Source organism: Bradyrhizobium diazoefficiens (assembly GCF_016612535.1).
GTDB classification, from domain to species: domain Bacteria; phylum Pseudomonadota; class Alphaproteobacteria; order Rhizobiales; family Xanthobacteraceae; genus Bradyrhizobium; species Bradyrhizobium diazoefficiens_C.
Window position 1 is genome coordinate 1,698,133 of sequence record NZ_JAENXS010000001.1, and the last position, 26,027, is coordinate 1,724,159.

General features: G+C 64.0%; 30 protein-coding genes. 9 read left to right on the forward strand and 21 right to left on the reverse strand.

Features of this window, described 5'->3' with window-relative positions:
- Positions 1–52: 52 nt before the first annotated feature.
- From JJE66_RS07985 to JJE66_RS07995, 3 genes are all read left to right on the forward strand, one after another.
- Positions 53–283, forward strand: coding sequence for a F0F1 ATP synthase subunit C (locus JJE66_RS07985; RefSeq protein WP_200457466.1), 231 nt, complete (start codon positions 53–55; stop codon positions 281–283).
- A 62-nt stretch (positions 284–345) separates the two neighbouring features.
- Positions 346–909 (forward strand): F0F1 ATP synthase subunit B', encoded by a 564-nt coding sequence (locus JJE66_RS07990; RefSeq protein WP_200513673.1) that lies wholly within the window; start codon positions 346–348, stop codon positions 907–909.
- A gap of 5 nt (positions 910–914) precedes the next feature.
- Positions 915–1,400: an ATP F0F1 synthase subunit B gene (locus JJE66_RS07995; protein ID WP_200513674.1), complete on the forward strand. Its 486-nt coding sequence runs from the start codon at positions 915–917 to the stop codon at positions 1,398–1,400.
- A 128-nt stretch (positions 1,401–1,528) separates the two neighbouring features.
- Here JJE66_RS07995 and JJE66_RS08000 read toward each other — a convergent pair whose 3' ends face one another.
- From JJE66_RS08000 to JJE66_RS08020, 5 genes are all read right to left on the reverse strand, one after another.
- The gene (locus JJE66_RS08000) at positions 1,529–2,182 is read right to left on the reverse strand and encodes a hypothetical protein (protein ID WP_200513675.1); all 654 of its coding nucleotides are present in this window, start codon (positions 2,180–2,182) and stop codon (positions 1,529–1,531) included.
- Between the two features lie 148 nt (positions 2,183–2,330).
- Positions 2,331–2,918, reverse strand: coding sequence for a GNAT family N-acetyltransferase (locus tag JJE66_RS08005; protein WP_200513676.1), 588 nt, complete (start codon positions 2,916–2,918; stop codon positions 2,331–2,333).
- Between the two features lie 35 nt (positions 2,919–2,953).
- Entirely contained in the window at positions 2,954–4,243 is a 1,290-nt protein-coding gene (locus JJE66_RS08010; RefSeq protein WP_200513677.1) for a pitrilysin family protein, read from the reverse strand.
- Positions 4,240–5,658, reverse strand: coding sequence for a threonine synthase (thrC, locus tag JJE66_RS08015; RefSeq protein WP_200513678.1), 1,419 nt, complete (start codon positions 5,656–5,658; stop codon positions 4,240–4,242). The genes JJE66_RS08010 and thrC overlap by 4 nt, the downstream gene beginning before the upstream one ends.
- Before the next feature lie 546 nt (positions 5,659–6,204).
- Positions 6,205–6,849 carry a response regulator transcription factor gene (locus JJE66_RS08020; RefSeq protein ID WP_200513679.1) on the reverse strand — a complete coding sequence of 215 codons (645 nt, stop codon included), beginning with the start codon at positions 6,847–6,849 and terminating at the stop codon, positions 6,205–6,207.
- 86 nt (positions 6,850–6,935) lie between these two features.
- Between JJE66_RS08020 and JJE66_RS08025 the strand changes: the two genes are divergently transcribed.
- Positions 6,936–8,276 (forward strand): histidine kinase, encoded by a 1,341-nt coding sequence (locus JJE66_RS08025; RefSeq protein ID WP_200513680.1) that lies wholly within the window; start codon positions 6,936–6,938, stop codon positions 8,274–8,276.
- On the opposite strand, the gene JJE66_RS08030 is transcribed toward JJE66_RS08025, so the two are convergent.
- The 9 genes from JJE66_RS08030 to coxB all read right to left on the reverse strand — a co-directional run bounded on the left by JJE66_RS08030 (position 8,273) and on the right by coxB (position 15,339).
- Positions 8,273–8,638, reverse strand: coding sequence for a nuclear transport factor 2 family protein (locus tag JJE66_RS08030; protein ID WP_200513681.1), 366 nt, complete (start codon positions 8,636–8,638; stop codon positions 8,273–8,275). The genes JJE66_RS08025 and JJE66_RS08030 overlap by 4 nt on opposite strands.
- Before the next feature lie 110 nt (positions 8,639–8,748).
- Positions 8,749–9,513 (reverse strand): SURF1 family protein, encoded by a 765-nt coding sequence (locus JJE66_RS08035; protein WP_200513683.1) that lies wholly within the window; start codon positions 9,511–9,513, stop codon positions 8,749–8,751.
- Positions 9,510–9,911, reverse strand: a complete 402-nt coding sequence (locus JJE66_RS08040; RefSeq protein WP_200513685.1) for a DUF983 domain-containing protein — start codon at positions 9,909–9,911, stop codon at positions 9,510–9,512. The genes JJE66_RS08035 and JJE66_RS08040 overlap by 4 nt, the downstream gene beginning before the upstream one ends.
- A 95-nt stretch (positions 9,912–10,006) precedes the next feature.
- Positions 10,007–10,864, reverse strand: a complete 858-nt coding sequence (locus JJE66_RS08045) for a cytochrome c oxidase subunit 3 (RefSeq protein WP_200513687.1) — start codon at positions 10,862–10,864, stop codon at positions 10,007–10,009.
- Between the two features lie 64 nt (positions 10,865–10,928).
- A complete protein-coding gene (locus tag JJE66_RS08050; protein ID WP_200513689.1) occupies positions 10,929–11,585 on the reverse strand; it encodes a cytochrome c oxidase assembly protein in 657 nt (218 codons plus the stop codon).
- A gap of 6 nt (positions 11,586–11,591) precedes the next feature.
- Entirely contained in the window at positions 11,592–11,756 is a 165-nt protein-coding gene (locus JJE66_RS08055; RefSeq protein WP_200513691.1) for a CoxF protein, read from the reverse strand.
- A gap of 7 nt (positions 11,757–11,763) precedes the next feature.
- Positions 11,764–12,708 (reverse strand): heme o synthase, encoded by a 945-nt coding sequence (locus tag JJE66_RS08060; protein WP_200513692.1) that lies wholly within the window; start codon positions 12,706–12,708, stop codon positions 11,764–11,766.
- 62 nt (positions 12,709–12,770) lie between these two features.
- On the reverse strand, positions 12,771–14,396 hold the full coding sequence (gene ctaD / locus JJE66_RS08065; RefSeq protein ID WP_200513693.1) for a cytochrome c oxidase subunit I: 1,626 nt from the start codon (positions 14,394–14,396) through the stop codon (positions 12,771–12,773).
- 88 nt (positions 14,397–14,484) lie between these two features.
- Positions 14,485–15,339 carry a cytochrome c oxidase subunit II gene (gene coxB / locus JJE66_RS08070; RefSeq protein WP_200513694.1) on the reverse strand — a complete coding sequence of 285 codons (855 nt, stop codon included), beginning with the start codon at positions 15,337–15,339 and terminating at the stop codon, positions 14,485–14,487.
- A gap of 447 nt (positions 15,340–15,786) precedes the next feature.
- On the opposite strand from coxB, the gene JJE66_RS08075 reads away from it, so the two are divergent.
- Complete coding sequence (locus JJE66_RS08075) at positions 15,787–16,332, forward strand: invasion associated locus B family protein (RefSeq protein ID WP_409362799.1); 546 nt, start codon at positions 15,787–15,789, stop codon at positions 16,330–16,332.
- Positions 16,333–16,345: 13 nt separating this feature from the next.
- Here JJE66_RS08075 and JJE66_RS08080 read toward each other — a convergent pair whose 3' ends face one another.
- Genes JJE66_RS08080 through JJE66_RS08090 form a run of 3 tightly spaced genes read right to left on the reverse strand, consistent with a single transcriptional unit; the run spans position 16,346 to position 17,255 of the window.
- Positions 16,346–16,678 (reverse strand): DUF5615 family PIN-like protein, encoded by a 333-nt coding sequence (locus tag JJE66_RS08080; RefSeq protein ID WP_200513695.1) that lies wholly within the window; start codon positions 16,676–16,678, stop codon positions 16,346–16,348.
- Entirely contained in the window at positions 16,675–16,899 is a 225-nt protein-coding gene (locus JJE66_RS08085) for a DUF433 domain-containing protein (RefSeq protein ID WP_200513696.1), read from the reverse strand. Before JJE66_RS08085 ends, JJE66_RS08080 begins: the two co-directional genes overlap by 4 nt.
- A gap of 59 nt (positions 16,900–16,958) precedes the next feature.
- Positions 16,959–17,255 (reverse strand): hypothetical protein, encoded by a 297-nt coding sequence (locus JJE66_RS08090; protein WP_200513697.1) that lies wholly within the window; start codon positions 17,253–17,255, stop codon positions 16,959–16,961.
- A 254-nt stretch (positions 17,256–17,509) separates the two neighbouring features.
- Here JJE66_RS08090 and tldD point away from each other — a divergent pair, with 254 nt between their 5' ends.
- The 3 genes from tldD to JJE66_RS08105 are packed head-to-tail and all read left to right on the forward strand — an operon-like array spanning position 17,510 to position 20,058.
- Positions 17,510–18,937 carry a metalloprotease TldD gene (gene tldD, locus JJE66_RS08095; RefSeq protein ID WP_200513698.1) on the forward strand — a complete coding sequence of 476 codons (1,428 nt, stop codon included), beginning with the start codon at positions 17,510–17,512 and terminating at the stop codon, positions 18,935–18,937.
- On the forward strand, positions 18,934–19,710 hold the full coding sequence (lepB, locus tag JJE66_RS08100; protein WP_200513700.1) for a signal peptidase I: 777 nt from the start codon (positions 18,934–18,936) through the stop codon (positions 19,708–19,710). Before tldD ends, lepB begins: the two co-directional genes overlap by 4 nt.
- 9 nt (positions 19,711–19,719) lie before the next feature.
- Positions 19,720–20,058: an MmcQ/YjbR family DNA-binding protein gene (locus JJE66_RS08105; RefSeq protein WP_200513702.1), complete on the forward strand. Its 339-nt coding sequence runs from the start codon at positions 19,720–19,722 to the stop codon at positions 20,056–20,058.
- A gap of 114 nt (positions 20,059–20,172) precedes the next feature.
- On the opposite strand, the gene JJE66_RS08110 is transcribed toward JJE66_RS08105, so the two are convergent.
- From JJE66_RS08110 to JJE66_RS08120, 3 genes are all read right to left on the reverse strand, one after another.
- Entirely contained in the window at positions 20,173–20,751 is a 579-nt protein-coding gene (locus tag JJE66_RS08110) for a PAN domain-containing protein (protein ID WP_200513704.1), read from the reverse strand.
- Positions 20,752–20,863: 112 nt separating this feature from the next.
- Positions 20,864–22,234, reverse strand: coding sequence for a glutamate--cysteine ligase (locus JJE66_RS08115; RefSeq protein ID WP_200513705.1), 1,371 nt, complete (start codon positions 22,232–22,234; stop codon positions 20,864–20,866).
- A 99-nt stretch (positions 22,235–22,333) separates the two neighbouring features.
- Positions 22,334–22,831, reverse strand: coding sequence for a MarR family winged helix-turn-helix transcriptional regulator (locus JJE66_RS08120; protein ID WP_128968787.1), 498 nt, complete (start codon positions 22,829–22,831; stop codon positions 22,334–22,336).
- Positions 22,832–22,957: 126 nt separating this feature from the next.
- On the opposite strand from JJE66_RS08120, the gene gstA reads away from it, so the two are divergent.
- Positions 22,958–23,572, forward strand: a complete 615-nt coding sequence (gene gstA, locus JJE66_RS08125; RefSeq protein ID WP_200513706.1) for a glutathione transferase GstA — start codon at positions 22,958–22,960, stop codon at positions 23,570–23,572.
- Between the two features lie 89 nt (positions 23,573–23,661).
- On the opposite strand, the gene JJE66_RS08130 is transcribed toward gstA, so the two are convergent.
- Positions 23,662–25,875, reverse strand: coding sequence for an FAD-dependent oxidoreductase (locus tag JJE66_RS08130; RefSeq protein ID WP_200513707.1), 2,214 nt, complete (start codon positions 25,873–25,875; stop codon positions 23,662–23,664).
- Positions 25,876–26,027 lie beyond the last annotated feature (152 nt).

The following is a 26,027-nucleotide window of genomic DNA, read 5'->3' on the forward strand; positions in this document are numbered from 1 at the left end:
GCGGTCCGGGGAATTCCACCCAAAACCCAATCTTTCTTCCAAGGAGTCTAAAATGGATCCGGCATCTGCAAAACTCATCGGCGCGGGCATCGCATGCATCGGCATGGGCGGCGCGGGCGTCGGCGTCGGCGTGATCTTCGGCAACTACCTCGCCGCAGCCGTTCGCAACCCGTCCGCCGCTCAGGGCCAGTTCGGCAACCTGATCTTCGGCTTCGCCGTGACCGAAGCGCTCGGCATTTTCTCGCTGCTGATCGCGCTGCTGCTGCTGTTCGTTCCGCTCTGAGGACGACGTTCTTCGCGCCGCTTCGACCGAAGCGGTGCGCATGACAGCAACAGGAGATCTCCATGGCTGAGAGTCATGGCGGCGCAAAAGATCCAGCAGTGGGCGCCCATACCGAGACCGAAGGTGGTCACGGTGGCGGCTTTCCGCCGTTCGAGAGCAGCACTTTCGCTTCACAGCTGGTGTCGCTCGCGATCTTCTTCGTCGTTCTTTACGTGATCGTGTCCAAGCTCGCTTTGCCGCGCGTCGGCGGTGCGATCGAAGCGCGTCAGAACAAGATCGAGGGTGACCTCGCCGAAGCGCAGAAGCTGAAGGACCAGTCCGACGCGGCGCTGAAGGCCTATGAAGGCGAGCTCGCTTCGGCGCGCACGCGGGCACAGGCGATCGGCAACGAATCCCGCGACAAGGCGAATGCGCTAGCCGAAGCCGAGCGCAAGGTGCTGGAAGACCAGTTGGCGACCAAGCTCGCCGAGGCGGAAAAGACCATCGCCTCGACCCGCACAACCGCCATGAGCAACGTCCGCGGCATCGCGGCCGATGCGGCAGGCCAGATCGTGCAGCAGCTCACGGGCGTCGTTCCGGATGCAGCGTCAGTCAATGCCGCCGTTGACGCGTCCTTGAAGGGTTAGTGGATATGTTCTTCGAACCTGAATTCTGGGTCGCCGTCGCTTTCGTGATCCTGATGGTCGTGTTCGGCTATCTCGGGGTCTTCAAGACCGCGATGAAAGCGCTCGATCACCGCGCCGAACGCATCAAGGCCGAGCTCGACGACGCGACGCGCCTCAAGCAGGAAGCGGCCAAGGTGCTCGCCGACTACAAGGCCCGCAGCGCCACGGCCGAGCGCGAGGCCGCCGACATCATCGCCAACGCCAAGTCCGAAGCCGAGCGCATCGCGGCTGAAGCCAAGGCGAAGATGGAAGACTTCGTGGCACGTCGCACCAAGACCGCGGAGAGCAAGATCGCGCTCGCCGAGGCCCAGGCGGTCGCCGATGTCCGCGCCGCAGCCGCGGAAGCCGCCGTGCAGGCCGCCTCCGCGATCCTGTCGCAGTCGGTCAAAGGCTCGGTCGCCGACGATCTGCTCGCCAAGGGCATCACCGAAGTCCGGCAGAAGCTGAACTGAGGGTAGACGCCTCACCCATCAAAAAGCCGGCGCGATGAGCGCCGGCTTTTTTGTTGTCTGCAAGACTCTCGTGTCCCGGCTCTGCGTCGCACCGCTGCGCGCTGCGCCGCGTCCGGGGGCACGAGACCTTACTTCCTCCTCCCCCGCGGCTTCGGCTCGGGCGAGAGCGCCTGCGGGTCGAAGCCGACATAGAAGATATAGGAATCAGCGGTCGCGGCTGTCGGCACAGGATAGGACAGGTCCTCGGCGACGAACGTGAAGGGCACACTGCCGCCTTCCGACATCTCGACCGTGGTCCGGTAGGCCTTCGAGGCGATCACCTTCTCGCCGACGCCGCCCTGCACCACGGCGACGCGCAGGGGGACCTCGACCGTGGAGGGCGCGCCGGCGGGGCCCGCGATGACGCGGCCCTGGATGCCGATGCGCGCAGTGATCTCGCCGCCATTGCGGACGCATTCGCGCGCCATCTTGGTGATCGAGGCCTGGAAGCGCACGTCGTTGCCGACGGCCGGCTTGCCGGTCACCCCGACCCCATAGGTGGATGCTCCGGCACGCACCGTGACCTGCGGGCAATCGATATCGTCATCGGCCGGCGGCTGACCCGGGGCCGGCGCCGGCTTCGGCTGGGCCGGCTCGTCGGACTTGCCGCCGAACAGGCTCTTGAAGCGGTCGGTCAGCGACTGCGCCGCGACCGGCGAGACGGCCGCGAATGACACCGACAGCGCCAGCGCGATCACCGGACCCCGCCGCAGCGCCTTCCGCAATGAGCGAAGCTCCTTCATGAACCGCTGTACTCCATGACAACATCCCGGCGACAACATCCCGGCCGATCACCGGCCGACCAGCGGGTTATATCGCCAAAGTCGGCGATCCCAAGGCGAGAAAACAAGGCAGGAAAAAAGCTGACTTCGGTGCGGGAGCAAGTCCGGCTCAGCCGCGGAAATCCTCGTGCAACAGGCCAAACAACAAATGATCCTGCCAGATTCCGTTGATGCAGAGATAGCGGCGCGCCAGCCCCTCGCGGGAGAAGCCGCACTTCTCCAGCACCCGGATCGACGGCACATTGGTGGGGATGCAGGCGGCCTCGACCCGGTGCAAATTGAGCTCGCCGAACAGCGTCGGCAGCAGCACCCGCAGCGCCGCCGTCATGTAGCCGCGGTGGGCATGGGGCTGGCCGACCCAATAGCCGATGGTGCCGGCCTGGACGATGCCGCGCCGGACATTGGCGAGCGTGATGCCGCCGACCATGGCCCCGTCGAGTTCGCGGAAGACCAGAAAGGGATAGGAGCGGTCGGCGGCGATATCCTCGGAATAGCGGCGCAGGCGGCGGCGGAAGCCTGAGCGGGTGAGATCGTCCGACGGCCAGATCGGCTCCCACGGCGTCAGGTAATCGCGGCTGGTCTCGCGCAGATGCGCCCATTGCAAGAAGTCGGACATCTGCGGCGCGCGGAGCAACAGCCCGTTGCCACGGGGGGCGAGAGCGGCAGGTCCACTGGATGGCAGGCGAAAGAGGGCCATGGTGATGCTTCCCGGGGGCCGGCCTTGCGCGGCTCCTAATGCAGCCGGGCCTTGGCGCGCGCCTTGGTCAATCCTTCCGCAAAAGACACCGCCGTGTCCAGACCCCTGCCGCTGCCCAATGCGACTACCGCAGGGCGGCTGCGCGAAAGCAGTGCACGCGCCGCGTCCCGGGTCGATTCGACGCTGACGGCGTCGATCCGGGCCACCAGCTCCTGCACCGTCTGCGGCCGGCCATAGGCCAGCACGTGCCGGGCAAGCTGCTCGGCGCGCGACGAGCAGCTCTCCAGCGCCATCAGGAGACCCGCCTTCATCTGCGCCTTGGCGCGGGCGATCTCGGCCTCGGTCAGCGTTTCCACCGAATCATTCATGACGTCGATAACGACTTCCATCATCTCCGGCGCGTCGGCGGGATCGGTGCCGGTGTAGAGGCCGAAGAAACCGGTGTCGGTATAGGGCGCGTGGAAGGAATAGATGGAGTAGCAGAGGCCGCGCTTCTCGCGCACTTCCTGGAACAGCCGCGACGACATTCCGCCGCCGAGGAGGTTGGTGAAGACCTGAAGCGAGAACAGCGACAGATCGCTCTGCGGCACGCCTTCCAGCGCCAGCGTCAGGTGCGCCTGCTCGAGCTCGCGATGCACGACCTTGGCGCCGCCCTTGCCGAACTGGGCGGCCTGAGGCTTGGGCCCCGGCGTTCCCTCAAAACTCGCAAAGCGCTTTTCGACCTCGGCGACGACTTGCTTGTGATCGACGGCGCCGGCCGCCGCCACCACCATGTCGGGGCCGCGGTAATGCGTCGAAAGATAGCCGCGCAGCATGTCGCGGTTGAAGCCTTTCAGCGTCTTGGCGGTGCCGAGCAGCGAGCGGCCCATCGGCTGGTCGGGATAGCAGAGCTCGTTGAGATGCTCGAACACGACGTCGTCGGGCGTATCCTGCGCCGCGCCGATCTCCTGCACGATGACGTTCTTCTCGCGCTCGAGCTCTTCGGGCTCGAAGGCGGGATTGGCGAGGATGTCGGCCAGCACGTCGAGCGCCAGCGGCACATCGGCCTTCATCACACGGGCATAATAGGACGTCGTCTCGGTCGAGGTGCCGGCATTGAGGTCGCCGCCGACGGCCTCGATCTCCTCCACGATCTCGCGCGAGGAGCGCCCCGTGGTGCCCTTGAACGCCATGTGCTCGAGGAGGTGGGAGATGCCGTGCTCGTTCGGCTTCTCGTCGCGGCCGCCGACGCCGGCCCAGACGCCGAGCGCGGCGGTCTCGAGATGGGGCATGTTGTCGGTGACGACGGTCAGGCCGGACGCAAGCTTGGAAATCTCGACGCTCATCCGGCAACTCCCTGTTTTGCGGCGCGGCTGACCGACAGCACGAACCGCTCCACCTCGCTCTGATCGTTCTTCATCACCTTCATGTGTTCGGATTTGGTCATGAGACCGTCGAGCCATGCTGGCAGTTGCGGCCGCTGGCCGCAGGCGGCCTCCACGGCGTCCGGGAATTTGGCGGGATGCGCAGTCGAAAGCACGATGTTGGGCACGGTCGTGTCGGTGGTGTCGCGGTCGGCGACGGCGAGCGCCACGGCCGTGTGGGGATCGACGAGTTCGCCGGCCTCGCGCCAGGCGGCGCGGATCGCAGCCGCGGTTTCGGTTTCGTCGGCACGGCCGGCGTCGAATTCTTGGCGGATCGCGGCGAGCGTGGCGTCGGGCAGCACGAAGCGCCCGGACTGTTTCAGCTGCTCCATCAGCCGGCGCACGCCGGCCGCATCGCGCCGGCCCGCCTCGAACAGCAGCCGCTCGAAATTCGAGGAGATCTGGATGTCCATCGACGGCGATGCCGTGGCGTGCACCTCGCGCACCTCGTAGATGCCGGTCTTGAGCGTGCGGGCGAGAATGTCGTTGACGTTGGCGGCAATGCGCAGCGTCCGCACCGGAAGGCCCGTGCGCTTGGCGACGTAGCCGGCAAAAATATCGCCGAAATTGCCGGTCGGCACGATGAAATCCACTGCGCGCGCCGGCGCGCCGGCGGCGACTGCGGAGGTGAAGTAATAGACCACTTGCGCGACGATGCGCGCCCAGTTGATCGAATTGACGCCGGACAGCGAGGTTGCATCGCGGAAGCGATGGTTGTTGAACATCCCCTTCACGAGGGCCTGGCAATCGTCGAAATTACCCTCGATGGCGAGCGCGTGGACGTTGGCGGCGCCCGTCGTCGTCATCATCCGCTGCTGCACCTCGGAGATGCGCTTGTGCGGAAACAGCACGACGAGGTCGACATTCTCCAGTCCCGCGAACGCATCGACTGCGGCGCCGCCGGTGTCGCCGGAGGTCGCGACCACGATGGTGGTGCGCTGGTCGCGCTTGGCCAGCACATGGTCCATCAGCCGCGAGATCAGCTGCATCGCCACGTCCTTGAAGGCGAGCGTCGGACCGTGGAACAGCTCCAGCACGAATTGATGTGGCGACATCTGACGCAGCGGCACCACGGCCGGATGACGGAAGGTGGCGTAAGCCTCGTTCGCCATGCGGCCGAGGTCCGCGTCCGAAATCTCACCACCGACAAAGGGACGGATGATTTCGACCGCGACTTCCCAGTAGGGGCGGCCAAAGAAGCCGGCAATGGTCTCGACTGAGAGCTGCGGCCAGGTCACCGGCACATACAGGCCCCCGTCGCGGGCAAGCCCGGTCAGCATCACGTCGCAGAAGCCCAGCTCGGGGGCCTCGCCCCGGGTCGAAATATAACGAGTCAAACTGCCCTCCAAAGGCCAAGCCGGCCTGAATCCGGGCCATAAGCCTTTGATTTCACGATATTCCTAGTCCGCCTCAGGGGCGCTCCCGGCACCATAGAGTGTTTTGCGGCATCAGGAAACCGCTTCCCGGCCACGTCCTGCCCAACGAAAAAGGGCTGCGGCGATGCCGCAGCCCCCTCCTGGAAGGTCTGTCGTTGATGTGTGCAGACCTGGTTTCCGCGTCGGGGCGCCTGCCCCTGAAATCATTCGTTCGAGCTATCGTCACCCGTCATGGGATCGTCAAGGAGAAAAACGGCGCGCGCAGCCGAAATGTTCCTGTTTTTCCCGATGGACCTCGGCAGCGCCGGCCATCAGACTGCTCCGCACTCGGCCTCAGTGCCGTTTTTTCCCGGATCGATGCATCGAACAAGGAACGAACGCCTCGTCGACCCATTGTGTCGGCGGAAGGTGTCAGCCGTTGTCCACCCATTGCCCGGATGAACGGCAGCGCTCATCCGCGGCCGAACCGGCTGCATCCTGGAGCAGCCGGTTCGGTCCCTGCCGGTATCAGTTCATCCCGATTTCCACGGCGATCCGGATCAGATCAGAGTGATTCTTGGCCCCTAATTTCTGCTTGAGCAGGGACGTGGTGTTGGCGACCGTTTTGTAGGAGATGCCGAGCGCTTCCGCGACCTCAACGATCTTGTTGCCACGCCCGAGCAGGCGGAGAATCTCGAGCTCCCGCGGCGTCATCTGCGAGGCAGGATTGGCCTTGATCGCGGCGCCCGAGAACGTCACGGCCTCCGCGAGCTGCGGCGAGATGAAATTGTCGCCTGCGACCACCTTGCGCACGGCCTTGAGCAGGATCCGCGGATCGTCGCCTTTGGAGACGTAGCCCTGCGCCCCCAGCTCGACCGCGCGCACCACGAAGGCCGGATCGTCGTTCATGCTGAACATGATGATCTTGGCGTCCGGGTCGTCCTTGCGGATCCGGCGCATCAGCTCGAAGCCGGAGACGTCGGGCAGGCTGATGTCGATCACGGTCACGTCAGGACGCTTGCTGATATAGGCCCGGTGCCCTGATTTGGCGTCGCTCGCCTCCTCGATCCGGATCGAATGGTCAGACGAAAACAAGGTGCGACATCCCGACAGCACCACAGGATGGTCGTCGACGATCAAAACCCTGATCGCCGGCTTGGCGGTATCTTGCATCGCGCGCTCTCTGTTTGTTCGACTCATAGACCGGCAGGAACAAATGGAAAGAGAAAATCCCGCCAATGCGCGTTAGAATTGACCTAATGTGGCAACGGCTCTCGTTCAGAACCCAACTGTTTCTTCCGCTCGGCTTGAGCTTTGTCGCTGCGTTGGCCATGGGCGGCGTACTGCTCCAGGCATTTGCCACCGGTCAGCTGGCCGATGAGAATGAGCCGGGCCGACGCTCGACCCGGACCGTCGCTGTCGCACTCAACAGCGCTCTCGGCGCATCGGATAATCCACGGAAAGTACTCGACGCGTTCGTCCGTTCCCTGGATCCCTCCTCTGATATTCAATTCCGGTCCGTGGAAGCGGGTACTGTGCCCTCGGCGAAGGACGGCCTGCGGAATGTGCATGGCGTGCCGCGATGGTTCGTAGACCTGATCGCCATCCCGGAGATGGACGCGGCATCTCCCGTCACTATCCAGGACAGGCAAGTTGGTGACATCGTGTTCGTGCCCGACCTGTCGGCCGACCTGTTCGAAAAATGGATCGCCTTTTTGGCCCTCACGAGCCTCGTTGCGGTGCTGATGGTGTTGACCGGAACGATCGCCTATGTCTTCGCAGGGTCCACACTGCGACCGCTGCAAAATCTCGGCGCAGGACTCACCCGAATCCGGCGTGGCGATTACGCGATGCCGATTCCGCTCGCGGGGCCGCCGGAAATCCGCCTGAGCTGCGAGGAGGCCAATGCGCTGGCAACCACGCTCGCGCAATTGAGCCAGGACAATCGCGATCTCCTGCACCAGCTGGTGTCGCTTCAGGACAATGAGCGGCGCGATCTCGCCCGCGAGCTGCATGACGAGCTTGGCCCGCTGCTGTTCAGCATCCGTGCCGGCACGATCGCGTTGAGCGAATCCTCACCGAAAACGGGAAATCTCGGCAACTCCGTGCAAGAGGTGATGCGATCGGTCGAGGCGCTCCAGCAAACCAACCGCCCCATCCTCGACCGGCTGCGGCCGCTCTACATCGAGGAATTGGGGCTTGAGGCCAGCCTGCAGACACTGCTCCAGAACTTTCGACGACAAGCGCCGCATGTCAGCCTGACGACCGCGCTCGATCCTGGCTTGAACGAGATCGGCGGACCTCTGGCCCAGACAGTCTATCGGCTGATCCAGGAAGCACTGACCAACGTGCTGCGCCATGCCGGAGCACGCAACGTTCAGGTGCAGGCGAGCATCGCCGGCGAGGCGCTCGCGGTCGAAGTCTCCGACGACGGCGCCGGCTTTCCCGCCGACAATGTGTTCGGCCGCGGCCTCACCGGAATGCATGAGCGCGTACGTGCGCTCAGCGGCTCGCTGTCGCTGCTGCGGGCGGATGAGCGAACCTATGTGCGCTGTCGTCTGCCGGTGGGAACGGTGCGAGACGGGCGGGCATCAACCTAACAGGCACCGCAATCGTGCGAGCCCTGCTGCGCCGGCTCGCACAGCGCGCTGTGGATCTTGCCTTCCGCACTGAAGAGAAACGACACGCGGACGCGCAGCGCCCCCGCGACAGAATATTCGAGATCGACGCCGTTTTGCGCGGGATGGATCTCTTCAAGGCCAAAGCCTGCCGACGCGAAAGCGCTGAGCTTCGGTCCCCAATAGCTTTCAAGCTCGCGCCGGCCGCGATAGAGACGCGTGCCGTTGCACGTGCATTTTAACTCGGCATCTTCGGCATAGAGGTCCAGCAGCATCGCGAGGTCGCCCTTGCGGCAGGCATCCACCCAATCGACGACGAGTCCCATCTGATCGAAATCGCGCACGCCGGAAAATCCTGTTTGCCGCGGAAAAATTTCAAAGGCGGCTTAGGATCACACTCGTGAATATGCGCTGAATAATAAAGACCGGACGATACCGGGTTCCCTCCGGGAACCTACGGGTCTACTCCGCTCTGCCGTCGTCCCCGCAGCCAGACTGCGAATGCGATCAGCACGGCGCCGGCAAGCGCGAACCAGGTGATGGCGTATTGCAGATGGTCGTCTTTCAGATTCACGTCGAGCGGCCCGGGACGCGGAATGCCGTTCTCAGGCACCGGCTGCTCGAGATCGATGTAGAACGGTGCGACCGTGCCCCAACCGAGCGCGCTTGCAATCGCCAGATGATCGCGCACGAACCACAGCCGCTTGTCCCGGTTCTCGGCCGGCGTCAGCCAGCCCGGGACTTCGGGGAAGCGCAGATAGCCGGTAAGCGTAACAGGCGCGCCGGTGACGAGCTTCTTCACCGCGCGATCCTCGACGCCGCGCTCCTGCATCGTGTTCTCGACGAAGCCCGCATCTATCACGACGATCTCGCCGCTCGAAAGCTGCGCCGGCAGGAAGGCCCAGGTGCCGGGGCCGGAGGCATCCTTGCGCACGGCGGAGCCGGACGAATAGACCATCGCATCCGGCGAGGCCGCATAGGTCGCGATGAAGCTGACCCGGCGGAATTCGTCCCGCGCAGGGGTCAGCGCGACCCATCGCGCTGGCGGCGGCAGCGCGACCGGTGCATCCGCGAGACGCTCGGTCAGCGCAGCGATCAACTCGTGCTTGGCGGTACGACGCTGCAATTGCCAGATTCCGAGCGCGACGAACGCCGCGGTCAGCAGAAGCGTGAACAGCGTGAAGCCGGCCACGCGGGGCTTGCGCTCAGTCTCATTCATTTCGCGCGGTCAACCAGCCGGCCGGGCGCCGCCTTGTGGTGGAATTGCAGCGCGATCAGCAGCGACTTCATGGAGCGCAGCGGCAACAGCGTGGTGGCGAGGATCAGCGGCAGCCACAACACCGCGTGCAGCCAGTACGGCGGCTGGTACTTGACCTCGACAATGAGCGCGCAGGCGACCACGATCGCGCCAGCCAGCATGATGATGAAGATCGCAGGACCATCGCCGGTGTCGATGAAGGCGTAGTCGAGGCCGCAGCGGTCGCAGGACGGCGCGAGCGTCAGGAAGCCCGCATAGAGCTTGCCCTTACCGCAGCGCGGGCATTTGCAGCCGAGCCCGCGCAGCGCGCTTTGCAGGACGGGGGGCTGGGACTGAGGCGTGCCGGCGGTCTCGTTCATGACGCACTAGTCTATCACAGTTTCGGCCGAGGCCTCGGCCCAGGAAAGCGAAAGGGCGGCCCTGCGGCCGCCCTTTCTGATGAATGCGTTACAGCTCAGTGCGCGCCGTGAGCCATGGTCTCGGCGCCGTGTCCCCAGACATAGATGCACAGGAACAGGAACAGCCAGACCACGTCCACGAAGTGCCAGTACCAGGCGGCGAATTCGAAGCCGAGGTGCTGCGTCGGCGTGAAGTGGCCGGCATAGGCCCGCGCCAGGCATACGGTCAGGAAGACCGTGCCGACCAGCACGTGGAAGCCGTGAAAGCCGGTCGCCATGAAGAAGGTCCCGCCATAGACGTTGCCGGCGAACGAGAACGCCGCATGGCTGTACTCGAAGGCCTGCACGCAGGTGAAGGTTGCACCCAGCAGGATGGTGAGGATCAGGCCGTACTTCAGACCCTGGCGGTCGTTTTCCAGCAGCGCATGGTGCGCCCAGGTCACGGTGGTGCCGGAGGTGAGCAGGATCAGCGTGTTGAGCAGCGGCAGATGCCAGGGATCGAAGGTCTCGATGCCCTTCGGCGGCCAGACGCCGCCGAACAGGGCTTCGCGGGTCGCGTGAACGGGATCGGCCGGGAACAGCGCCGCATTGAAATAAGCCCAGAACCAGGCGACGAAGAACATCACCTCGGAGGCGATGAACAGGATCATGCCGTAGCGGTGGCTGATCTGCACGACGCGGGTGTGGTCGCCCTTGTACTGGGCTTCCTTGATCACGTCGCCCCACCAGCTCGCCATGGTGTAGAGCACGCCGATGGTACCGACCCCGAAGATGATCGGCGCGGCAGAGAGCATGTGGTGCATCCAGGTGATCGCGCCGATCGCCATGATGAAGGCCGAGATGGATCCGACCACGGGCCACGGAGAGGGATCGACCAGATGGTAGTCGTGGTGCTTGCCTTGCGCGGTAGCCATTTGCGGTCTCTCTCCTCAATCCCGTGCCTGTCCGGCACTTATCCCCGTATTCCAACCCTGAGCGTCAACCCGGCGGTTGGAGATTCCCCTTGCGTGTGTCGTCTTCACCGGATGCCAGCGGTTTCACCACCGGATCGCGCACCGGATAGAATGTGTATGACAGCGTGATCGTGTTGAGCCCGTCATTGTCGTGATCATTGACGATCGACGGATCGACGTAGAACACCACCGGCATCTCGCGCTTCTCGCCGGGCGCCATGGTCTGCTCGGTGAAGCAGAAGCAGTTGATCTTCTGGAAATAGGAGCCGACCGTCAGCGGCGCGACGTTGTAGGCGGCCTGGCCCGACGTCGTACGCGCGGCCTGGTTGGTCACGGTGTAATAGATGGTCGTGACCTGACCGATATTGACCTCGACCTCGTTCTGCTCCGGCGCGAACTTCCAGGGCAGGCCGGGCGCGACGTTGGAATCGAAACGCACCGAGATCTTGCGCGCGATCGGGCCGGTCGCAGGCGCGGAAGTTGCGACCTGGGTCGTGCCGTTGAAGCCGGTGGCGCGGCAGAACCAATTGTAGAACGGCACCGCCGCGTAGGAGGCGCCGACCATCAGCGCGACCACGCCGCCGCAGATCGAGGCGACCAGCACGTCACGGCCCAAGCCCCCTGAACGGCCTTTCCTGGCCGTTCGGCTCTGATCCTGCGATATGGTCGGCTCTCGATCCATCTCTTCCTACATCGGCCGGACTAGGACAGCCGGTCCCTTGACCATGGTGACGGCGAAAAACAGCACGACGAGAACACCGAGCGCGAGCGCGATTGCGATCGAGCGCCGACGGCGGCTCTTCTGCTGCGCCTCGGTGAGGACGATTCCATCTGGCTCGGGTTTGTCAGCCATGTCGTGATCATGCGCCCCCGACCATCGGAGCAAGCGCGCGGTACACGACCTCGGCCAGCAGGGTCGCAAACAGCGCAAACAGGTAAAAGATGGAGAACGCGAACAGCTTTCGCGTCGCGCGCAGCGATTGGCTGCGTTCGCGGCGGAAATAGACGTTGATAGCTAGCACCAGCATGCCGGCACCGAGCACCAGCGAGGTGACGCCGTAGACGGCGTCGAAATAGCCGAGCGCCCAGGGCGCGGCAGCCACCGCGATCAGCACGACGGTGTAGAGCAGAATCTGAAGACGGGTTGCGTCGGGACCGGCGACGTTGGGCAGCATCGGGATGCCGGCGCGCGCGTAATCGTCGGAGCGGAACAGTGCCAGCGCCCAGAAGTGCGGCGGCGTCCAGAAGAAGATGATGGCGAACAGCAGCAGCGGCTCGACGTCGACCGTGCCGGTGACGGAAGCCCAGGCCACCACCGGCGGCAGCGCGCCGGCAGCACCGCCGATCACGATGTTCTGCGCGGTCCAGCGCTTCAGGCCCATCGTGTAGATCACGACGTAGAAGAAGATGGTGAAGGCGAGCAGCGCGCCCGCGATCCAGTTGACGAGGATGCCGAGCGTCATCACCGCGAAGAAGGCGAGCGTCATGCCGAACGCCATCGCCTCGGGCCGGGTGATGCGGCCGCGTGGAATCGGGCGGTTCGCGGTGCGCGACATCTTGGCGTCGATGTCCCCCTCGAGTGCCATGTTGAGCGCGCCGGAAGCGCCGGCGCCGACGGCGATGCAGAGCAGCGAGGTGATCGCAAGCACGGGGTGGAAGTGCCCCGGCGCCATCGCCATTCCGACCACCGCGGTGAAGATCACGAGCGACATCACCCGCGGCTTGAGCAGCGCGATGTAATCGCCGACCTCCGCTTCGGAGATGCGGGGATTGATGTTGATGGCATTCTGATCGAGGACGGACACTAAATTCAACTCGCTTCGTTATAGAGCTGCGGCGCCCGTCTCGGGCGCCGCAGGCGTTTTGATTACTGCACGCGGGGCAGCACTTCGAACTGGTGGAAGGGCGGCGGCGAGGACAGCGTCCATTCCAGCGTGGTCGCGCCGGCACCCCAGGGATTGTCGCCCGCGGGCACCTTCTTCATGAAGGCGTCGAGCACGCAATAGAGGAAGATCAGCACGCCGAAGCCCGAGATGTAGGAGCCGATCGAGGAGACCAGGTTCCAGCCGGCGAACGCATCGGGATAATCGACATAGCGGCGCGGCATTCCCGACAGGCCGAGGAAGTGCTGCGGGAAGAACACCATGTTGACGCCGACGAAGGTGAACCAGAAATGCGCTTTCGCCAGCGTCTCGTTGTACATGTAGCCCGACATCTTCGGGAACCAGTAGTACCAGCCCGCGAAGATCGCGAACACGGCGCCGAGCGACAGCACGTAGTGGAAGTGCGCGACGACATAGTAGGTGTCCTGGAGCACGCGGTCGACGCCCGCGTTCGCCAGCACGACGCCGGTGACGCCGCCGACCGTGAACAGGAAGATGAAGCCCACCGCCCAGATCATCGGGGCACGGAACTCGATCGAACCGCCCCACATCGTGGCGATCCAGGAGAAAATCTTCACGCCGGTCGGCACCGCAATCACCATGGTAGCGGCGACGAAATAGGCCTGCGTCGCCGACGACATGCCGACCGTGTACATGTGGTGCGCCCACACCACGAAGCCGATGCCGCCGATCGCGACCATGGCGTAGGCCATGCCGAGATAGCCGAATACGGGCTTGCGCGAGAAGGTCGAGACGATCTGGCTGATCATGCCGAAGCCGGGCAGGATCAGGATGTACACCTCGGGATGACCGAAGAACCAGAACAGGTGCTGGAACAGCACGGGGTCGCCGCCACCATCGGGCGCGAAGAAGCTGGTGCCGAAATTGCGGTCGGTCAGCAGCATGGTGATCGCACCGGCGAGCACGGGCAGCGACAGCAACAGCAGGAACACCGTCACCAGGATCGACCACACGAACAGCGGCATCTTGTGCAGCGTCATGCCCGGCGCGCGCATGTTGAAGATGGTGGTGATGAAGTTAATCGCGCCGAGGATCGAGGACGCGCCCGCCAGATGGAGCGACAGGATCGCGAAGTCGACGGCCGGGCCGGGATGACCGGTGCTCGACAGCGGCGCGTACATGGTCCAGCCGGTGCCGACGCCGTTGGCGCCCGGCTCGCCCTCGACGAAGGACGAGATCAGCAGCAGTGCGAACGAGGCCGGCAGCAGCCAGAATGAGATGTTGTTCATGCGCGGGAACGCCATGTCCGGCGCGCCGATCATCAGCGGCACGAACCAGTTGCCGAAGCCGCCGATCATCGCGGGCATGACCATGAAGAAGATCATGATCAGGCCGTGGGAGGTCACGAAGACGTTATAGGTGTGCGTTTCGTGGAATATCTGCACGCCCGGATACATCAACTCGGCACGGATCGCGATCGACAACGCGGCACCGATGATACCGGCGATGACCGCGAAGATCAGGTACATCGTGCCGATGTCCTTGTGATTGGTCGAATAGACGTAGCGCCGCCATCCGGTCGGATGGGCGTGCTCGTCGTGTCCGTGGTCTTGCGCGTGATCGCCGTGTGCTGCTGCGCTGGTTGCCATTTTCAAATCCTGCCTTGCGTCCCGTTCGGACCTTCGGAGGTCCCGCCCATTATGTCGCTTTCGGTCCCCTCAAACCGTTACCCGACGCCTACTGCGTCGGGCCGGCCGCGGAGGCGAAAGTGCTGGTGCCGCCGCTTGCATATTTCTTCTTCGCCGTTTCGACCCAGGAGGCGAACTCCTGATCGTTCACCACGCGAATCGCGATCGGCATGAAGGCGTGGTCCTTGCCGCAGAGCTCCGAGCACTGGCCGTAGAACATGCCGGTCTTCGTCGCCTTGAACCAGGTCTCGTTCAGCCGCCCCGGAATGGCGTCGATCTTGACGCCGAAAGCCGGCAGCGCGAAGGCGTGGATGACGTCGGCGCCGGTGACCTGGACGCGAATCACCTTGTTGACCGGCACGACCATCTCGTTGTCGACGCCGAGCAGCCGGGGCTGCTTGTCCTGGGCCAACAGCGAGTCGAACTCGAACTTGCCGTTGTCCGGATAGGCGTAAGACCAGTACCACTGCTTGCCAGTCGCCTTGATGGTCAGATCCGCCTTCGGCACGTCGAGCTCGAGGAACAGCAGGCGGAACGACGGCACCGCGATGCCGACCAGGATCAGCACCGGAACCAGCGTCCAGGCCACCTCGATCAGCGTGTTGTGGGTGGTCCGCGACGGCACCGGATTGGCCCTCGCGTTGAACTTCACGACCACGGCCACGAGCAGCGCCAGCACGAACAGCGTGATCACGATAATGAGCACGGACAAGAAATTGTGGAACCAGACGATATTGTCCATCACCGGAGACCCGGAGGCCTGAAGGTGCCACTCCCACGGCTGCGGCTGCCCGAGCTCGGCGAACGCCGCGCCGCCCGTCGCCAGCGTGATGCCAGCCGCCACCAAGGCGATGGTGGCCATTCCCAGCAAATGCCGGCCCACCCGACCCATCGACATCCTCATGCCGTTCGCGCTCCCCTTACGAAATCACCCCAGGTGCATTCCCCTATTTCCGGGAAATGCTTATTCGACCCGCCCGTCCAACGAAACGCCGCTCAAGAATACCTCTAAGAGGAATTGGGCCAGATCGCTCAAACGCCGAAATCAAGCCTCTCAAACCATAATTCTTGATCTATCGCAATGCAGTCTTGGGCTTGGTCTGCCTCCCATCACCCGCAAGATATTTCCCAGCAACATCAGACAAAAATACCGTTTCCCGGGATGCCGCGGCTTGACAGCGGAATTGCCCGCGTTAGGCACTGGCGGACAATCGCGCAGGAACTTGATTCGTGTCGGCGATGGCGAGCCAAGGCGGCGCGGGATTTGCTTGGGAATTGCCTTCAAGCCGCCGTCATTCCCGTATCAGTCCACCAGCGCGAGCGACCCAGGCGAGCAAAGGGACCGACCCCGATGGGGCTTTCGAGATGCATGGCGAGGCCGGATGACGGCATCAAGGCGCTGATCGGCCTCCTGGCCGCCGCCCTTTTCCTTGCCATGTTCGTGTTCTTGCCCGGCGCCGCCCATGCGCAGGGCGCGGTGCGCTCCGTCCATGGCGACTGGCAGATTCGCTGCGATACCCCGCCCGGCGCCCAGGCCGAGCAATGCGCCCTGATCCAGAGCGTCGTGGCAGAGGACCGCTCCAACGCCGGCCTCACGGTCATCGTACTGAAGACCGCCGACCAGAAGAGCCGCCTGATGCGCGTGGTCGCCCCCCTCGGCGTGCTGCTGCCCTCCGGCCTCGGGCTGAAGCTCGACAACCAGGATGTCGGCCGCGCCGGTTTCGTCCGCTGCCTGCCCAACGGCTGCGTCGCCGAGGTCGTTATGGACGACAAGCTGCTCGGCCAGCTCCGCAGCGCCAAGACCGCGACCTTCATCATCTTCGAGACGCCGGAAGAAGGCATCGGCTTCCCGCTCAGCCTGAACGGGCTCGGCGAGGGATATGACAAGCTGCCGTAGGGCGACGGCCGACCTAGTAGATCTCGAGACAAGCTGCTGCGGCGGCGTCCTGAAACGATCGGATCGTCTCGGCTTGACGTCGCAGCAACTCTGCAATGGCCGACATCGTCTGATTACCGGCTCGCAGCCAAATCACCTTGGGCGGAGCCCCCAATAAGCCGGCAAGATCGGCGAAGTCGACATCCTGCGTTACGATGCAAAAGCCATTTGCCTTGGCAAAATCCCAAAGCGCGCGATCCGCGCCTTCGGATAGGCCAAGCAGTCGGACATGGCTGGAGTCTGGAAAGAGGTCGGCAATCATCTGGCAGAGCTTGAAGCTGAGATTCTGATCAAACAGAAGCTTCATATCGGCGCAGTGACCAGCCGCCTCTCGCGGTCAGCCGCATAAGCCAAACACGCCCGGATATCGTCCTCGGTCAGCTCAGGGAAATCATCGAGGATTTGGGCATGGCTCTGCCCCGCAGCCAACCAGCCGAGCACGTCCGCCACGGCGATTCGCATATGGCGAATGCACGGTCGGCCTCCGCGCTTGCCGGGCTCGATGGAGATGATGTCCCGATAGTCCATAGCTTAAACCATAGCATTAATCGGAGGGCAGCACCATCGGTGTCCCCCTCGACAGCTCTTCACGCCCTGTCGACGCGAAAGAGGTCCATGTCGCACCAGGTGCAGCGGAAGATGCGGCCGCTTCCCTGGACGGGCATGCTGGCGGCCTTCTGCCGGCATGTCGCGCAGACAACGCCATCCGTCGTGGCGCAGCCGGGGTGAGCTGCAAGATAGTCGTCACGCGAGGGATAAGAGCTCCAGAACAGGCGGTAGATGATCTGATTGAGGAGCAGGACCGAAGCCAGCACAGCAAAGCCAATGATGAGGCCTTGATACCGGTCAATGAAATCGACCAGCGGCAGGATGAGCTTCCACATGCGTCGCGTCTCGCAGACCGCCGGAGCAGGCACGCCCACGATATACCTGGGACTCTTCAAGATCGGCTTAAGGTGATCGTTTGAAATTGATCCGCGGCGGTCCGAAGCCGTCGTCGCCCGGAGGCTTTCGGGATGAATATCCGATATCGCAATGATTTCAATCATGTCGTTTCGGTAATGTGACGGTCCGCCCTCTCGCCGAACGGCCGGGAAGCCGTTATCTTGCCGAACATGTCTCCGACAATGGGTGATCGATGACCAACCCTGCAACAACCTCCCTGCTCGACCGCGCCAATCTCGACCGCGACCAGGTTCGCCACGAGGTCGCGCGCGGGCTTGCCGGCGCCGACGACGGCGAATTGTTCCTGGAATACAGCCAGACCGAAGCGCTGATGTTCGACAATGGGCGGCTGAAGCAGGCGACCTACGACACCTCTCAGGGTTTTGGGCTTCGCGCCGTCAAGGACGATGCGGTCGGCTACGCGCATTCCTCCGACGTATCGCTGCCGGCGCTGATTCGCGCCGCCGATGCGGTCGCCGCCGTCCGCGGCGGCTATTCCGGAAGCTTTGCGGCTCCGCCCCCGCGCACGAATGTGCGGCTCTATGGCGACGACAATCCGCTGGATGCCCCGGGCTTCGAGACCAAAGTCAAACTGCTCGCCGAGATCGACGCTTATCTGCGCGACAAGGACCCGCGGGTACGGCAGGTCAGTGTCAGCCTCGGCGCGACCTGGCAGGTCGTCGAGATCCTGCGGCCCGACGGCGAAAGCTATCGCGACATCCGCCCGCTGGTGCGCGTCAACGTCTCGGTCGTCGCTGGACAGGGCGATCGCCAGGAGAGCGGCAGCAAGGGTTATGGCGGCCGTGCCGGCTATGCCGAATTCATCCAAAGCAAGAACTGGCGCGATGCCGCCGACGGTGCGCTGCGCGAGGCCCTGGTCAATCTGGAGTCGATTCCCGCCCCCGCCGGCGAGATGGACGTCGTGTTGGGGGCCGGCTGGCCCGGCGTGATGCTGCATGAAGCGGTCGGCCATGGTCTGGAAGGCGATTTCAACCGCAAGAAAACGTCAGCGTTTGCCGGCCTGATGGGTCAGCAGGTCGCAGCCAAGGGCGTCACCGTGGTCGACGACGGCACCATTGCCTCGCGCCGCGGCTCGCTCTCGATTGACGACGAGGGCACGCCGACCAACCGCACCGTGCTGATCGAGGACGGCATTCTGGTCGGCTACATGCAAGACCGCCAGAACGCGCGCCTGATGAACATGAAGCCGACCGGCAACGGCCGCCGCCAGGGCTATGCCCATGTGCCGATGCCGCGCATGACCAATACCTACATGCTCGCGGGCGACCGCGAGCAGGCCGAGATGATCGCCTCGGTGAAGAACGGCGTCTTGGCCGCGAATTTCGGCGGCGGACAGGTCGACATCACCTCGGGCAAGTACGTGTTCCAGTGCACCGAGGCCTACAAGATCGAGAACGGCAAGTTAGGCGCGCCCTTGAAGGGCGCCATGCTGATCGGCAACGGGCCGACCGACCTGCACCGCATTCGCATGATCGGCAACGACCTCGCGCTCGATACCGGGATCGGCACCTGCGGCAAGAACGGCCAGGGCGTGCCGGTCGGCGTCGGCCAGCCGTCGCTTCTGATGGAACGCATTACTGTGGGTGGAACGGGCGCATGAGCGTGGAAAAAGGAACTGTCACCGCCAAGCGAAAGAGCAGCGGCTGGGCCGGCCAGCTCGTGCAGCTCGCCGGCATCGTCGCCGCCGTCTTCATCGCCAAGGGCGCGCTTGCCGAGCCGTTCTACGTGCCGTCGGGCTCGATGGAGCCGACGCTGTTGATCGGCGATGCCCTGCTCGCCTCGAAATTCCCCTATGGCTACGGCACCTCGTCGCTGCCCATCCAGATCAACCTGCCGGAAACAGGCCGCGTCTTCGCGGAGACGCCAAAGGCAGGCGATGTCGTGGTGTTCCGCTGGCCCGGCGATCGCTCGCAGGCCTGGGTCAAGCGCGTCGTCGGCCTTCCCGGCGACCGCATCCAGATGCGGCAGGGTCAGCTCTTCATCAACGACCGTCCCGCCGAACTGAAGCCCGACGGCGTTGGTGCCGCCGAGGACGACAATGGCGGCAGCGAGCCCGCCTACCGCTACGTCGAGACGCTGCCGAACGGCGTCTCGCACCTGATCTTCAAGATGCGCGACAATGGCCCGCTCGACAACACGCCGGAAGTGACGGTACCCGCCGGCCACCTGTTCGTGCTCGGCGATAACAGAGACAATTCGGCGGACAGCCGCGTGCCGTTGCGCTCCGGCGGCGTCGGCCTGCTGCCGGTCGACAATCTGGTCGGCCGTGCGGACGCCGTGCTCGGCTCCTGGGATCTCGGCATGCGCGGTCAGCCGGTGTGGACCTGGCTCTCCGGCTTCCGGCTGGCGCGGTTCTTCACCGCCGTGCATTGAGCCGGTCTCATGACCTTCGACGACGTCAGAAAATTTGCGCTGACGTGGCCGGAGGTCGAGGACGGCACCTCCTACGGCACGCCCGCTCTGAAGGTGCGCAAGAAGATGCTGGCGCGCCTGAGAGAGGATGGCGACAGCCTGGTGATGCCAGATGTGCCGATCGACGAGCGCGCGATGCTGGTCGAGAGCCAGCCGAAGATTTTCCATTTCACCGATCATTACGCCGACCATCCGATCGTGCTGATCCGCCTGTCCAAGGCGAAACGCGCGATCGTCGAGCCGTTCCTGCGACGGCGCTGGAGTGTGCTCGCATCGAAAGCGGCCCGCGCAAAGCATGATGCGGAGTGAGATGTGTAGGGTGGGTTAGCAAAGCGTAACCCACCACTTTGATCTCCGCGGCGACAGAAGCGGCGGATTACGCCTTCGGCTAATCCACCCTACGCGTCCGGCGTACGGCGAACCCTACCGCACCACTCCCGACGTGAAGCCGGCCTTCCGCCGCGGCGGCTTGATGTCCTTTTTCAGGAAGCAGCGCGCCCCGCGGCCCGTGTAGCCGGGACGGGCGTAGGTGAAAGCGCGGCACTTGTTGTCGGCGGTACAGGCCGCCTTGCAGGCGTCCTCGCTCTCGCCGTCCTTGAGCTCGAAACTGCGCAAATCGCCGCCGGGACGATCGATCGAGGTCTCGACGCCCTCGATGCGCGGCTCGATCACGCCGGCGCCGCGCACGCCGGAGATACAGCAACTGCCTGGCACCCGCGGCGGCACGGTATTCTTGAGCCAGCACACCGCCGCGGCGCCGTCGATGTCGGGATAGCTGAAGCTCCACGAGCGGCAGCGGCGATCGCGCTCGCAGAGCAGCGCACAATCCGCGGGATCACCCGATGTGACCGGCGTGTTGAAATAATCGCCGCCGGGCCGGTCGAACGCCGTCTGGGCACGTGCAGGCCCGCTCGCAAACACGAGCGAAAGCAACGTAACGCAGGCCACGACGCTTGCCGAGACCTTTGCCATGACGGCCCCAGGCAGGCGGCCCTTCCCCATCGGAACAGCTTTCGAGTTTATTGACGGCGCTCAGGTTTTTCAGCTGGTCATTTGATCGCCGCAAACCTGTATGGGCGATGAACGGCCTAAATCCTGATCGTGGTCCAATGAACTAGAACGCGTAGTCCCTGTAGGCTGGTTCCACCGAGCCGTTCCAGCCGCCGTTGAACTTCTCGAGCATCTCCTCGGCCGGCGTCCGGCCGGAATCGATGATGCGATCAAGCGGCTCCAGATGCCGCGTTTCGTCGCGGCCGATCGCGTCGATGCGACCGCGGCGACGCAGGCCCGCATGTGCCAGAACGAGGCACTCCTTGGCGATCTCAAAGAGATAGCGGTCCTTGATCCGCGCCTTGAAGCCGAAGCGCGGCACGTCGTCGCGCAGGGCCTGGCGCTCAGGCGCGGTCCAGTGCTTCACCATGTCCCAGGCGGCGTCGAGCGACACATCGTCATAGAGCAGTCCGGCCCAGAATGCCGAGAGCGCCGGCAGCCGTCCCCACGGGCCGCCGTCGGAGCCGCGCATCTCGAGATAACGCTTGAGCCGCACCTCCGGGAAGATCGTCGAGAGATGGTTAGCCCAGTCCGACAGAGTGGGGCGCTCGCCGGGCAGATTGTTGTTGCGGCCATCGAAGAAGGCGCGGAACGAGGAGCCCGACACATCGATGTAATCGTCGCCGCGCTTGACGAAATACATGGGCACGTCGAGCGCATAGTCGACATAGCGCTCGAAGCCCATGCCGTCCTCGAACGCCCACGGCATCATGCCCGCGCGCGCGTTATCCGTGTCGCGCCAGATCTCGGAGCGGAAGGACAGGAAGCCGTTCGGCTTGCCTTCGGTGAACGGCGAGTTGGCGAACAACGCGGTCGCGACCGGCTGCAGCGCCAGCGAGACGCGCAGCTTCTTGACCATGTCGGCTTCCGAGGAGAAGTCGAGATTGGTCTGCACGGTGCAGGTCCGGTACATCATGTCGAGGCCGTATTGACCGACCTTCGGCATGTAATTGGTCATGATCTTGTAGCGGCCCTTGGGCATTATCGGGATGTCGGCGCGCGACCAGGACGGCGTCATGCCGAGGCCAAGGAAGCCGATGCCGAGCGGGGTCGCGATCTCGCGCACCTGAGCTAAGTGCGCCATCAGCTCGCTTTGGGTCTGGTGCACGTTCTCGACCGGCGCACCGGAGAGCTCGAACTGTCCGCCGGGCTCGAGCGAAATCGCGCCGCCACCCGTGACGTCATAGAGGCCGATGATGTTGCCCTTCTCCATGATTGGCTCCCAGCCGAGCAGGAGCTTCATGCCCTCGAGCAACGCGCCGATGCCGCGTGCGCCTTCGTAGGGCACCGGACGGTGGCCCTCGAGCGTGAACGGCGTCTTCTCGTGCTCGGTGCCCATGCGGAATTCGGACGGGTCCTTGCAGCCGGCCTCGAACCACGCGACGAGCTCGTCACGCGATTGCAGCGGCGTCATGTCGATCTGGTCTCGCGCCATATCAAACTCTACTCAAAAGCGCTTCGATCGAATGCGCGCGGGTGACGGGGATGGTCCGCGAACCCACCGGGCGCGCGGACGTGCTGGTTTGCCGCGAGATCATCGCGACGGCGAGCTTTCGTTGACGTTGACGACGGGCGGCAGTTTCATCTCACCGCACGAGCAACCCAGCCGGTCGAGCAGACCGCTGAGCTTGACGGCATCGGCATCGGACAGTTTCGAGCCGACATATTTCTCGATTGCAGCCGAGTAGGCGCCCCACATCCGCTTCTGCAACTCGCGGCCGGCCTCCGTGATCTCGACGAACTGACCGCGCTTGTCGATCTTGCATTCGCGCCGGGAGGCGAGCCCCTCGTCGACCAGACGATCGATCAGCCGCGAGGTCGAGTATTGCGGGATCAGCATTTGCCGTTCGAGCTCCACCGGCCGCAGCTCGCCGGAGGGCGCGCGCGACAATTCGAGCAGCGCGTCATACCAGGCCAGCGGCGGGAAACCGGCCTTCTTCAGGTCCTGCTCGACGCAGTCGAGCACACGGCTCTGCACCCGCATCAGGCGGATCCAGGCACTGGTTGCCTCGGTCGATGGTTTACGTTTCATGGTCCCGCTCAAACTCATCGCCCGCTTCTTACCTCATTCGATGCACCTGCATCAATCTTGACTATTTCATGCAAGTGCATGTAGGCGTAGTTTCACCCCGGCCAAGTCAAAAGAGGAGGAAATTCCATGAAACTGTATTACTCGCCCGGCGCCTGCTCGCTATCCCCGCATATCGCACTCCTGGAGGCCGACCTGCCCTATGAGCTGGTCAAGGTCGATCTCCGGGCCAAGAAGCTCGAGAATGGTGACGACTATCTGAAGGTGAATCCGAAGGGTCAGGTCCCGGCGCTGGGCCTCGACAGCGGTGAGATCGTGACCGAAGGCCCGGTCATTGTCCAGATGATCGCCGACCAGGCCGCCGCCAAGGCGTTGGCGCCGGCCCACGGCAGTTCCGAGCGGTACAAGCTGCTCGAATGGCTGAACTTCCTCACCTCGGAGGTGCACAAGAGCTTCGGACCGTTGTTCGCGCCGGCCCTGAACGATGAGGCCAAGGCATTTTTCAAGGATCGCGTCATGGGCAAGCTGAAATATATCGATAGCCAGCTCGCCGGCCGCGACTACCTCATGGGCAAGCAGTTCTCGGTCGCCGACGGCTATCTCTTCACGATGCTGACCTGGGGCGACCGGATGAAGTTCGACCTCTCGGCGATGCCCCATCTCATCGCCTACAAGACCCGGGTCGCGGCACGGCCGAAGGTGCAGGAAGCTTTGAAAAAGGAAGGGCTCGCACAAGCCGCCTGAGACGAAGCTCGATGAAACTGCGAAAGGCCGGATCGATTGATCCGGCCTTTCTTGTTGTCACAACTGCGTGAGACGCGTCGAATGAGGCCTTACGCGGCCGCCTTCTTCGGCGCGAAGCGGCCGTAGAAGGTTTCCCCTTTGGCGGCCATCTCCTCCAGCAGCTTCGGCGGCGTGAAGCGCGAGCCGTACTTGGCTTCCAGCTTGTGGCAGAGCTCGACGAAGGTCTTGGTGCCCATGAAGTCGATATAGGACAGCGTGCCGCCGGTGAACGGCGCGAAGCCGAAGCCGAGGATCGAGCCGACATCGGCCTCGCGCGGATCGGTGATGACGTGGTCCTCGACCGTGCGCGCAGCTTCCACCGCCTGCACCACCAGGAAGCGCTGCTTCAGCTCCTCGACATCGAGCGTGTCGGGATCGAGCTGCTTCGGCTGCAGCGCCGAGAGGCCCGGCCACAGGCTCTTCTGACCCTTGCCCTTCTCGGGATAGTCATAGAAGCCCTTGCTGTTCTTGCGGCCGAGACGGCCCTGCGTCTCGACCATCTCCACCATCAGCTTCTTCTGATCGGAGTTGATGGCGTTGGGGCCGAGGTCGGTTTCCGTCGCCTTCATGATCTTGAGGCCGAGGTCGAGCGCGACCTCGTCGGACAGCGAGAGCGGGCCGACCGGCATGCCGGCCATCTTGGCGCAGTTCTCGATCATCGCCGGCGGCACGCCTTCCAGAAACATTTCGTTGCCTTCGGCGACGTAACGGCCGACGCAGCGATTGGCGAAGAAGCCGCGGGAGTCGTTCACCACGATCGGCGTCTTGCCGATCTGGCGGACATAGTCGAGCGCGGTCGCCAGCGCGAGATCGCCGGTGTTCTTGCCCTTGATGATCTCGACCAGCATCATCTTCTCCACCGGCGAGAAGAAGTGGATGCCGACAAACTTGCCCTGATCCTTGAAGCTCTCGGCCAGAGAGGCGATCGGTAGCGTCGAGGTGTTGGACGCAAAGACCACGTCGGGCTTCATATGCTCCTGCGCCTTGGCAAAGGTATCAGCCTTGACCTTGCGGTCCTCGAACACGGCCTCGATGACGAGGTCGACGTCCTTCAGGGCCGCATAGTCCGCGGTCGGCGTAATGCGCGCGAGCAGCGCTTCGGCATCGGTCGGCTTGGCGCGGCCCTTCTTGATCTGGTCTTCGATCACCTTCTGCGCATGCGCCTTGCCCTTGTCGGCGCTCTCCTGGTCGCGATCGATCAGGACGACGTCGAGGCCGGCGCGGGCCGAGACGTAGCCGACGCTCGCGCCCATGAAGCCGGCGCCGATCACGGCGATCTTCTTCACCTTGGTCGGGGCAATGTCCTTCGGACGTCGTGCACCCTTGTTGAGCTCCTGCATCGACAGGAACAGGCTGCGGATCATCGCTGCCGCTTCTTTCGAACGAAGCACCGAGGTGAAGTAGCGCGATTCCACGCGAAGCGCCGCGTCGATCGGCAACAGCAGGCCCTCATAGACGCAGCTCATGATCGCGCGCGCGGCCGGATAGTTGTCGTAGGTCTCGCGGCGATAGATCGCGTTGCCGGCCGGGAACATCATCATGCCGGCCTTGGAGAACACCGGGCCGCCGGGCAGCTTGAAACCCTTCTCGTCCCAGGGCGCGACGGCCTTGCCGCCACCCTTGATCCAGTCTTTTGCGGCCTTGACGAGATCAGCGGCGGGCACGATGGCGTGAATGAGGTTCAACGCCTTGGCCTTTTCGACGGTGACTGGATCGCCCTTGAGCAAGATGGTCATCGCGTCCTGCGGCGGCACCAGCCGCGGCACGCGCTGCGTGCCGCCGGCGCCGGGGAACAAGCCGACCTTGACCTCGGGCAGGCCGAGGCGCGTCTTGGGATTCTCCGCCGCCACGCGGTAGTGACAGCACAGCGTGATCTCGAAACCGCCGCCGAGCGCAAGACCGTTGATGGCGGCCGCCCAGGGCTTGCCGGAGGTCTCGATCGAACGCAGCACCTGCGAGAAGCGGCGGGCCTGGTCGAACAGCATCTGGTTCGCGGCGGTCTCGCCCTTCTCCTTGAGCTCCTTGGCGTAGGCCTGGTTCATGCCCTCGAGCATGGACAAATCGGCGCCGGCGCAGAACGCTTCCTTCGCCGACGTGATGACGACGCCCTTCACCGCGGCGTCGGCCGTGGTTTCCTTGACGATCGCGTCGAGCTCGCTGGTCGAGGTCTCGTCGAGCACGTTCATCGAACGTCCCGGGATGTCCCAGGTGACGAGCGCGATGCCGTCGGAATCGGTCTCAACCTTGAAATTCTTGTAAGCCATGTTGGTTGCTCCTCGGTGCCGGCAGCCGATGTCAGGCGCGGCGGTTGATGGGGATTTCGTAGGGTGGGTTAGCCGAAGGCTTAACCCGCCGCTGTCTTTCTCCGCGGAAACAGAAGAGGTGGGTTACGCCGAGCGAACTGCGCTTCGCGCAT

What these genes read in the sequence shown, in the direction of transcription:
- JJE66_RS08005 (WP_200513676.1), bottom strand. Translation starts at nt 2,918, where the DNA reads ATGGCCCTCTTTCGCCTGCCATCCAGTGGACCTGCCGCTCTCGCCCCC.
- JJE66_RS08050 (WP_200513689.1), bottom strand. Translation starts at nt 11,585, where the DNA reads ATGGATCGAGAGCCGACCATATCGCAGGATCAGAGCCGAACGGCCAGG.
- JJE66_RS08080 (WP_200513695.1), bottom strand. Translation starts at nt 16,678, where the DNA reads ATGAAGCTTCTGTTTGATCAGAATCTCAGCTTCAAGCTCTGCCAGATG.
- ctaD (WP_200513693.1), bottom strand. Translation starts at nt 14,396, where the DNA reads ATGGCAACCAGCGCAGCAGCACACGGCGATCACGCGCAAGACCACGGA.
- JJE66_RS08075 (WP_409362799.1), top strand. Translation starts at nt 15,787, where the DNA reads ATGGGGCTTTCGAGATGCATGGCGAGGCCGGATGACGGCATCAAGGCG.
- gstA (WP_200513706.1), top strand. Translation starts at nt 22,958, where the DNA reads ATGAAACTGTATTACTCGCCCGGCGCCTGCTCGCTATCCCCGCATATC.
- lepB (WP_200513700.1), top strand. Translation starts at nt 18,934, where the DNA reads ATGAGCGTGGAAAAAGGAACTGTCACCGCCAAGCGAAAGAGCAGCGGC.
- JJE66_RS08000 (WP_200513675.1), bottom strand. Translation starts at nt 2,182, where the DNA reads ATGAAGGAGCTTCGCTCATTGCGGAAGGCGCTGCGGCGGGGTCCGGTG.
- JJE66_RS08025 (WP_200513680.1), top strand. Translation starts at nt 6,936, where the DNA reads ATGTGGCAACGGCTCTCGTTCAGAACCCAACTGTTTCTTCCGCTCGGC.
- JJE66_RS08040 (WP_200513685.1), bottom strand. Translation starts at nt 9,911, where the DNA reads ATGAACGAGACCGCCGGCACGCCTCAGTCCCAGCCCCCCGTCCTGCAA.
- JJE66_RS08085 (WP_200513696.1), bottom strand. Translation starts at nt 16,899, where the DNA reads ATGGACTATCGGGACATCATCTCCATCGAGCCCGGCAAGCGCGGAGGC.
- JJE66_RS08105 (WP_200513702.1), top strand. Translation starts at nt 19,720, where the DNA reads ATGACCTTCGACGACGTCAGAAAATTTGCGCTGACGTGGCCGGAGGTC.
- JJE66_RS08020 (WP_200513679.1), bottom strand. Translation starts at nt 6,849, where the DNA reads ATGCAAGATACCGCCAAGCCGGCGATCAGGGTTTTGATCGTCGACGAC.
- JJE66_RS08035 (WP_200513683.1), bottom strand. Translation starts at nt 9,513, where the DNA reads ATGAATGAGACTGAGCGCAAGCCCCGCGTGGCCGGCTTCACGCTGTTC.
- JJE66_RS08130 (WP_200513707.1), bottom strand. Translation starts at nt 25,875, where the DNA reads ATGGCTTACAAGAATTTCAAGGTTGAGACCGATTCCGACGGCATCGCG.
- JJE66_RS07985 (WP_200457466.1), top strand. Translation starts at nt 53, where the DNA reads ATGGATCCGGCATCTGCAAAACTCATCGGCGCGGGCATCGCATGCATC.
- coxB (WP_200513694.1), bottom strand. Translation starts at nt 15,339, where the DNA reads ATGAGGATGTCGATGGGTCGGGTGGGCCGGCATTTGCTGGGAATGGCC.
- JJE66_RS07990 (WP_200513673.1), top strand. Translation starts at nt 346, where the DNA reads ATGGCTGAGAGTCATGGCGGCGCAAAAGATCCAGCAGTGGGCGCCCAT.
- JJE66_RS08120 (WP_128968787.1), bottom strand. Translation starts at nt 22,831, where the DNA reads ATGAAACGTAAACCATCGACCGAGGCAACCAGTGCCTGGATCCGCCTG.
- JJE66_RS08090 (WP_200513697.1), bottom strand. Translation starts at nt 17,255, where the DNA reads ATGTGGAAGCTCATCCTGCCGCTGGTCGATTTCATTGACCGGTATCAA.
- JJE66_RS08010 (WP_200513677.1), bottom strand. Translation starts at nt 4,243, where the DNA reads ATGAGCGTCGAGATTTCCAAGCTTGCGTCCGGCCTGACCGTCGTCACC.
- JJE66_RS08055 (WP_200513691.1), bottom strand. Translation starts at nt 11,756, where the DNA reads ATGGCTGACAAACCCGAGCCAGATGGAATCGTCCTCACCGAGGCGCAG.
- tldD (WP_200513698.1), top strand. Translation starts at nt 17,510, where the DNA reads ATGACCAACCCTGCAACAACCTCCCTGCTCGACCGCGCCAATCTCGAC.
- JJE66_RS08045 (WP_200513687.1), bottom strand. Translation starts at nt 10,864, where the DNA reads ATGGCTACCGCGCAAGGCAAGCACCACGACTACCATCTGGTCGATCCC.
- JJE66_RS08110 (WP_200513704.1), bottom strand. Translation starts at nt 20,751, where the DNA reads ATGGGGAAGGGCCGCCTGCCTGGGGCCGTCATGGCAAAGGTCTCGGCA.
- JJE66_RS07995 (WP_200513674.1), top strand. Translation starts at nt 915, where the DNA reads ATGTTCTTCGAACCTGAATTCTGGGTCGCCGTCGCTTTCGTGATCCTG.
- JJE66_RS08115 (WP_200513705.1), bottom strand. Translation starts at nt 22,234, where the DNA reads ATGGCGCGAGACCAGATCGACATGACGCCGCTGCAATCGCGTGACGAG.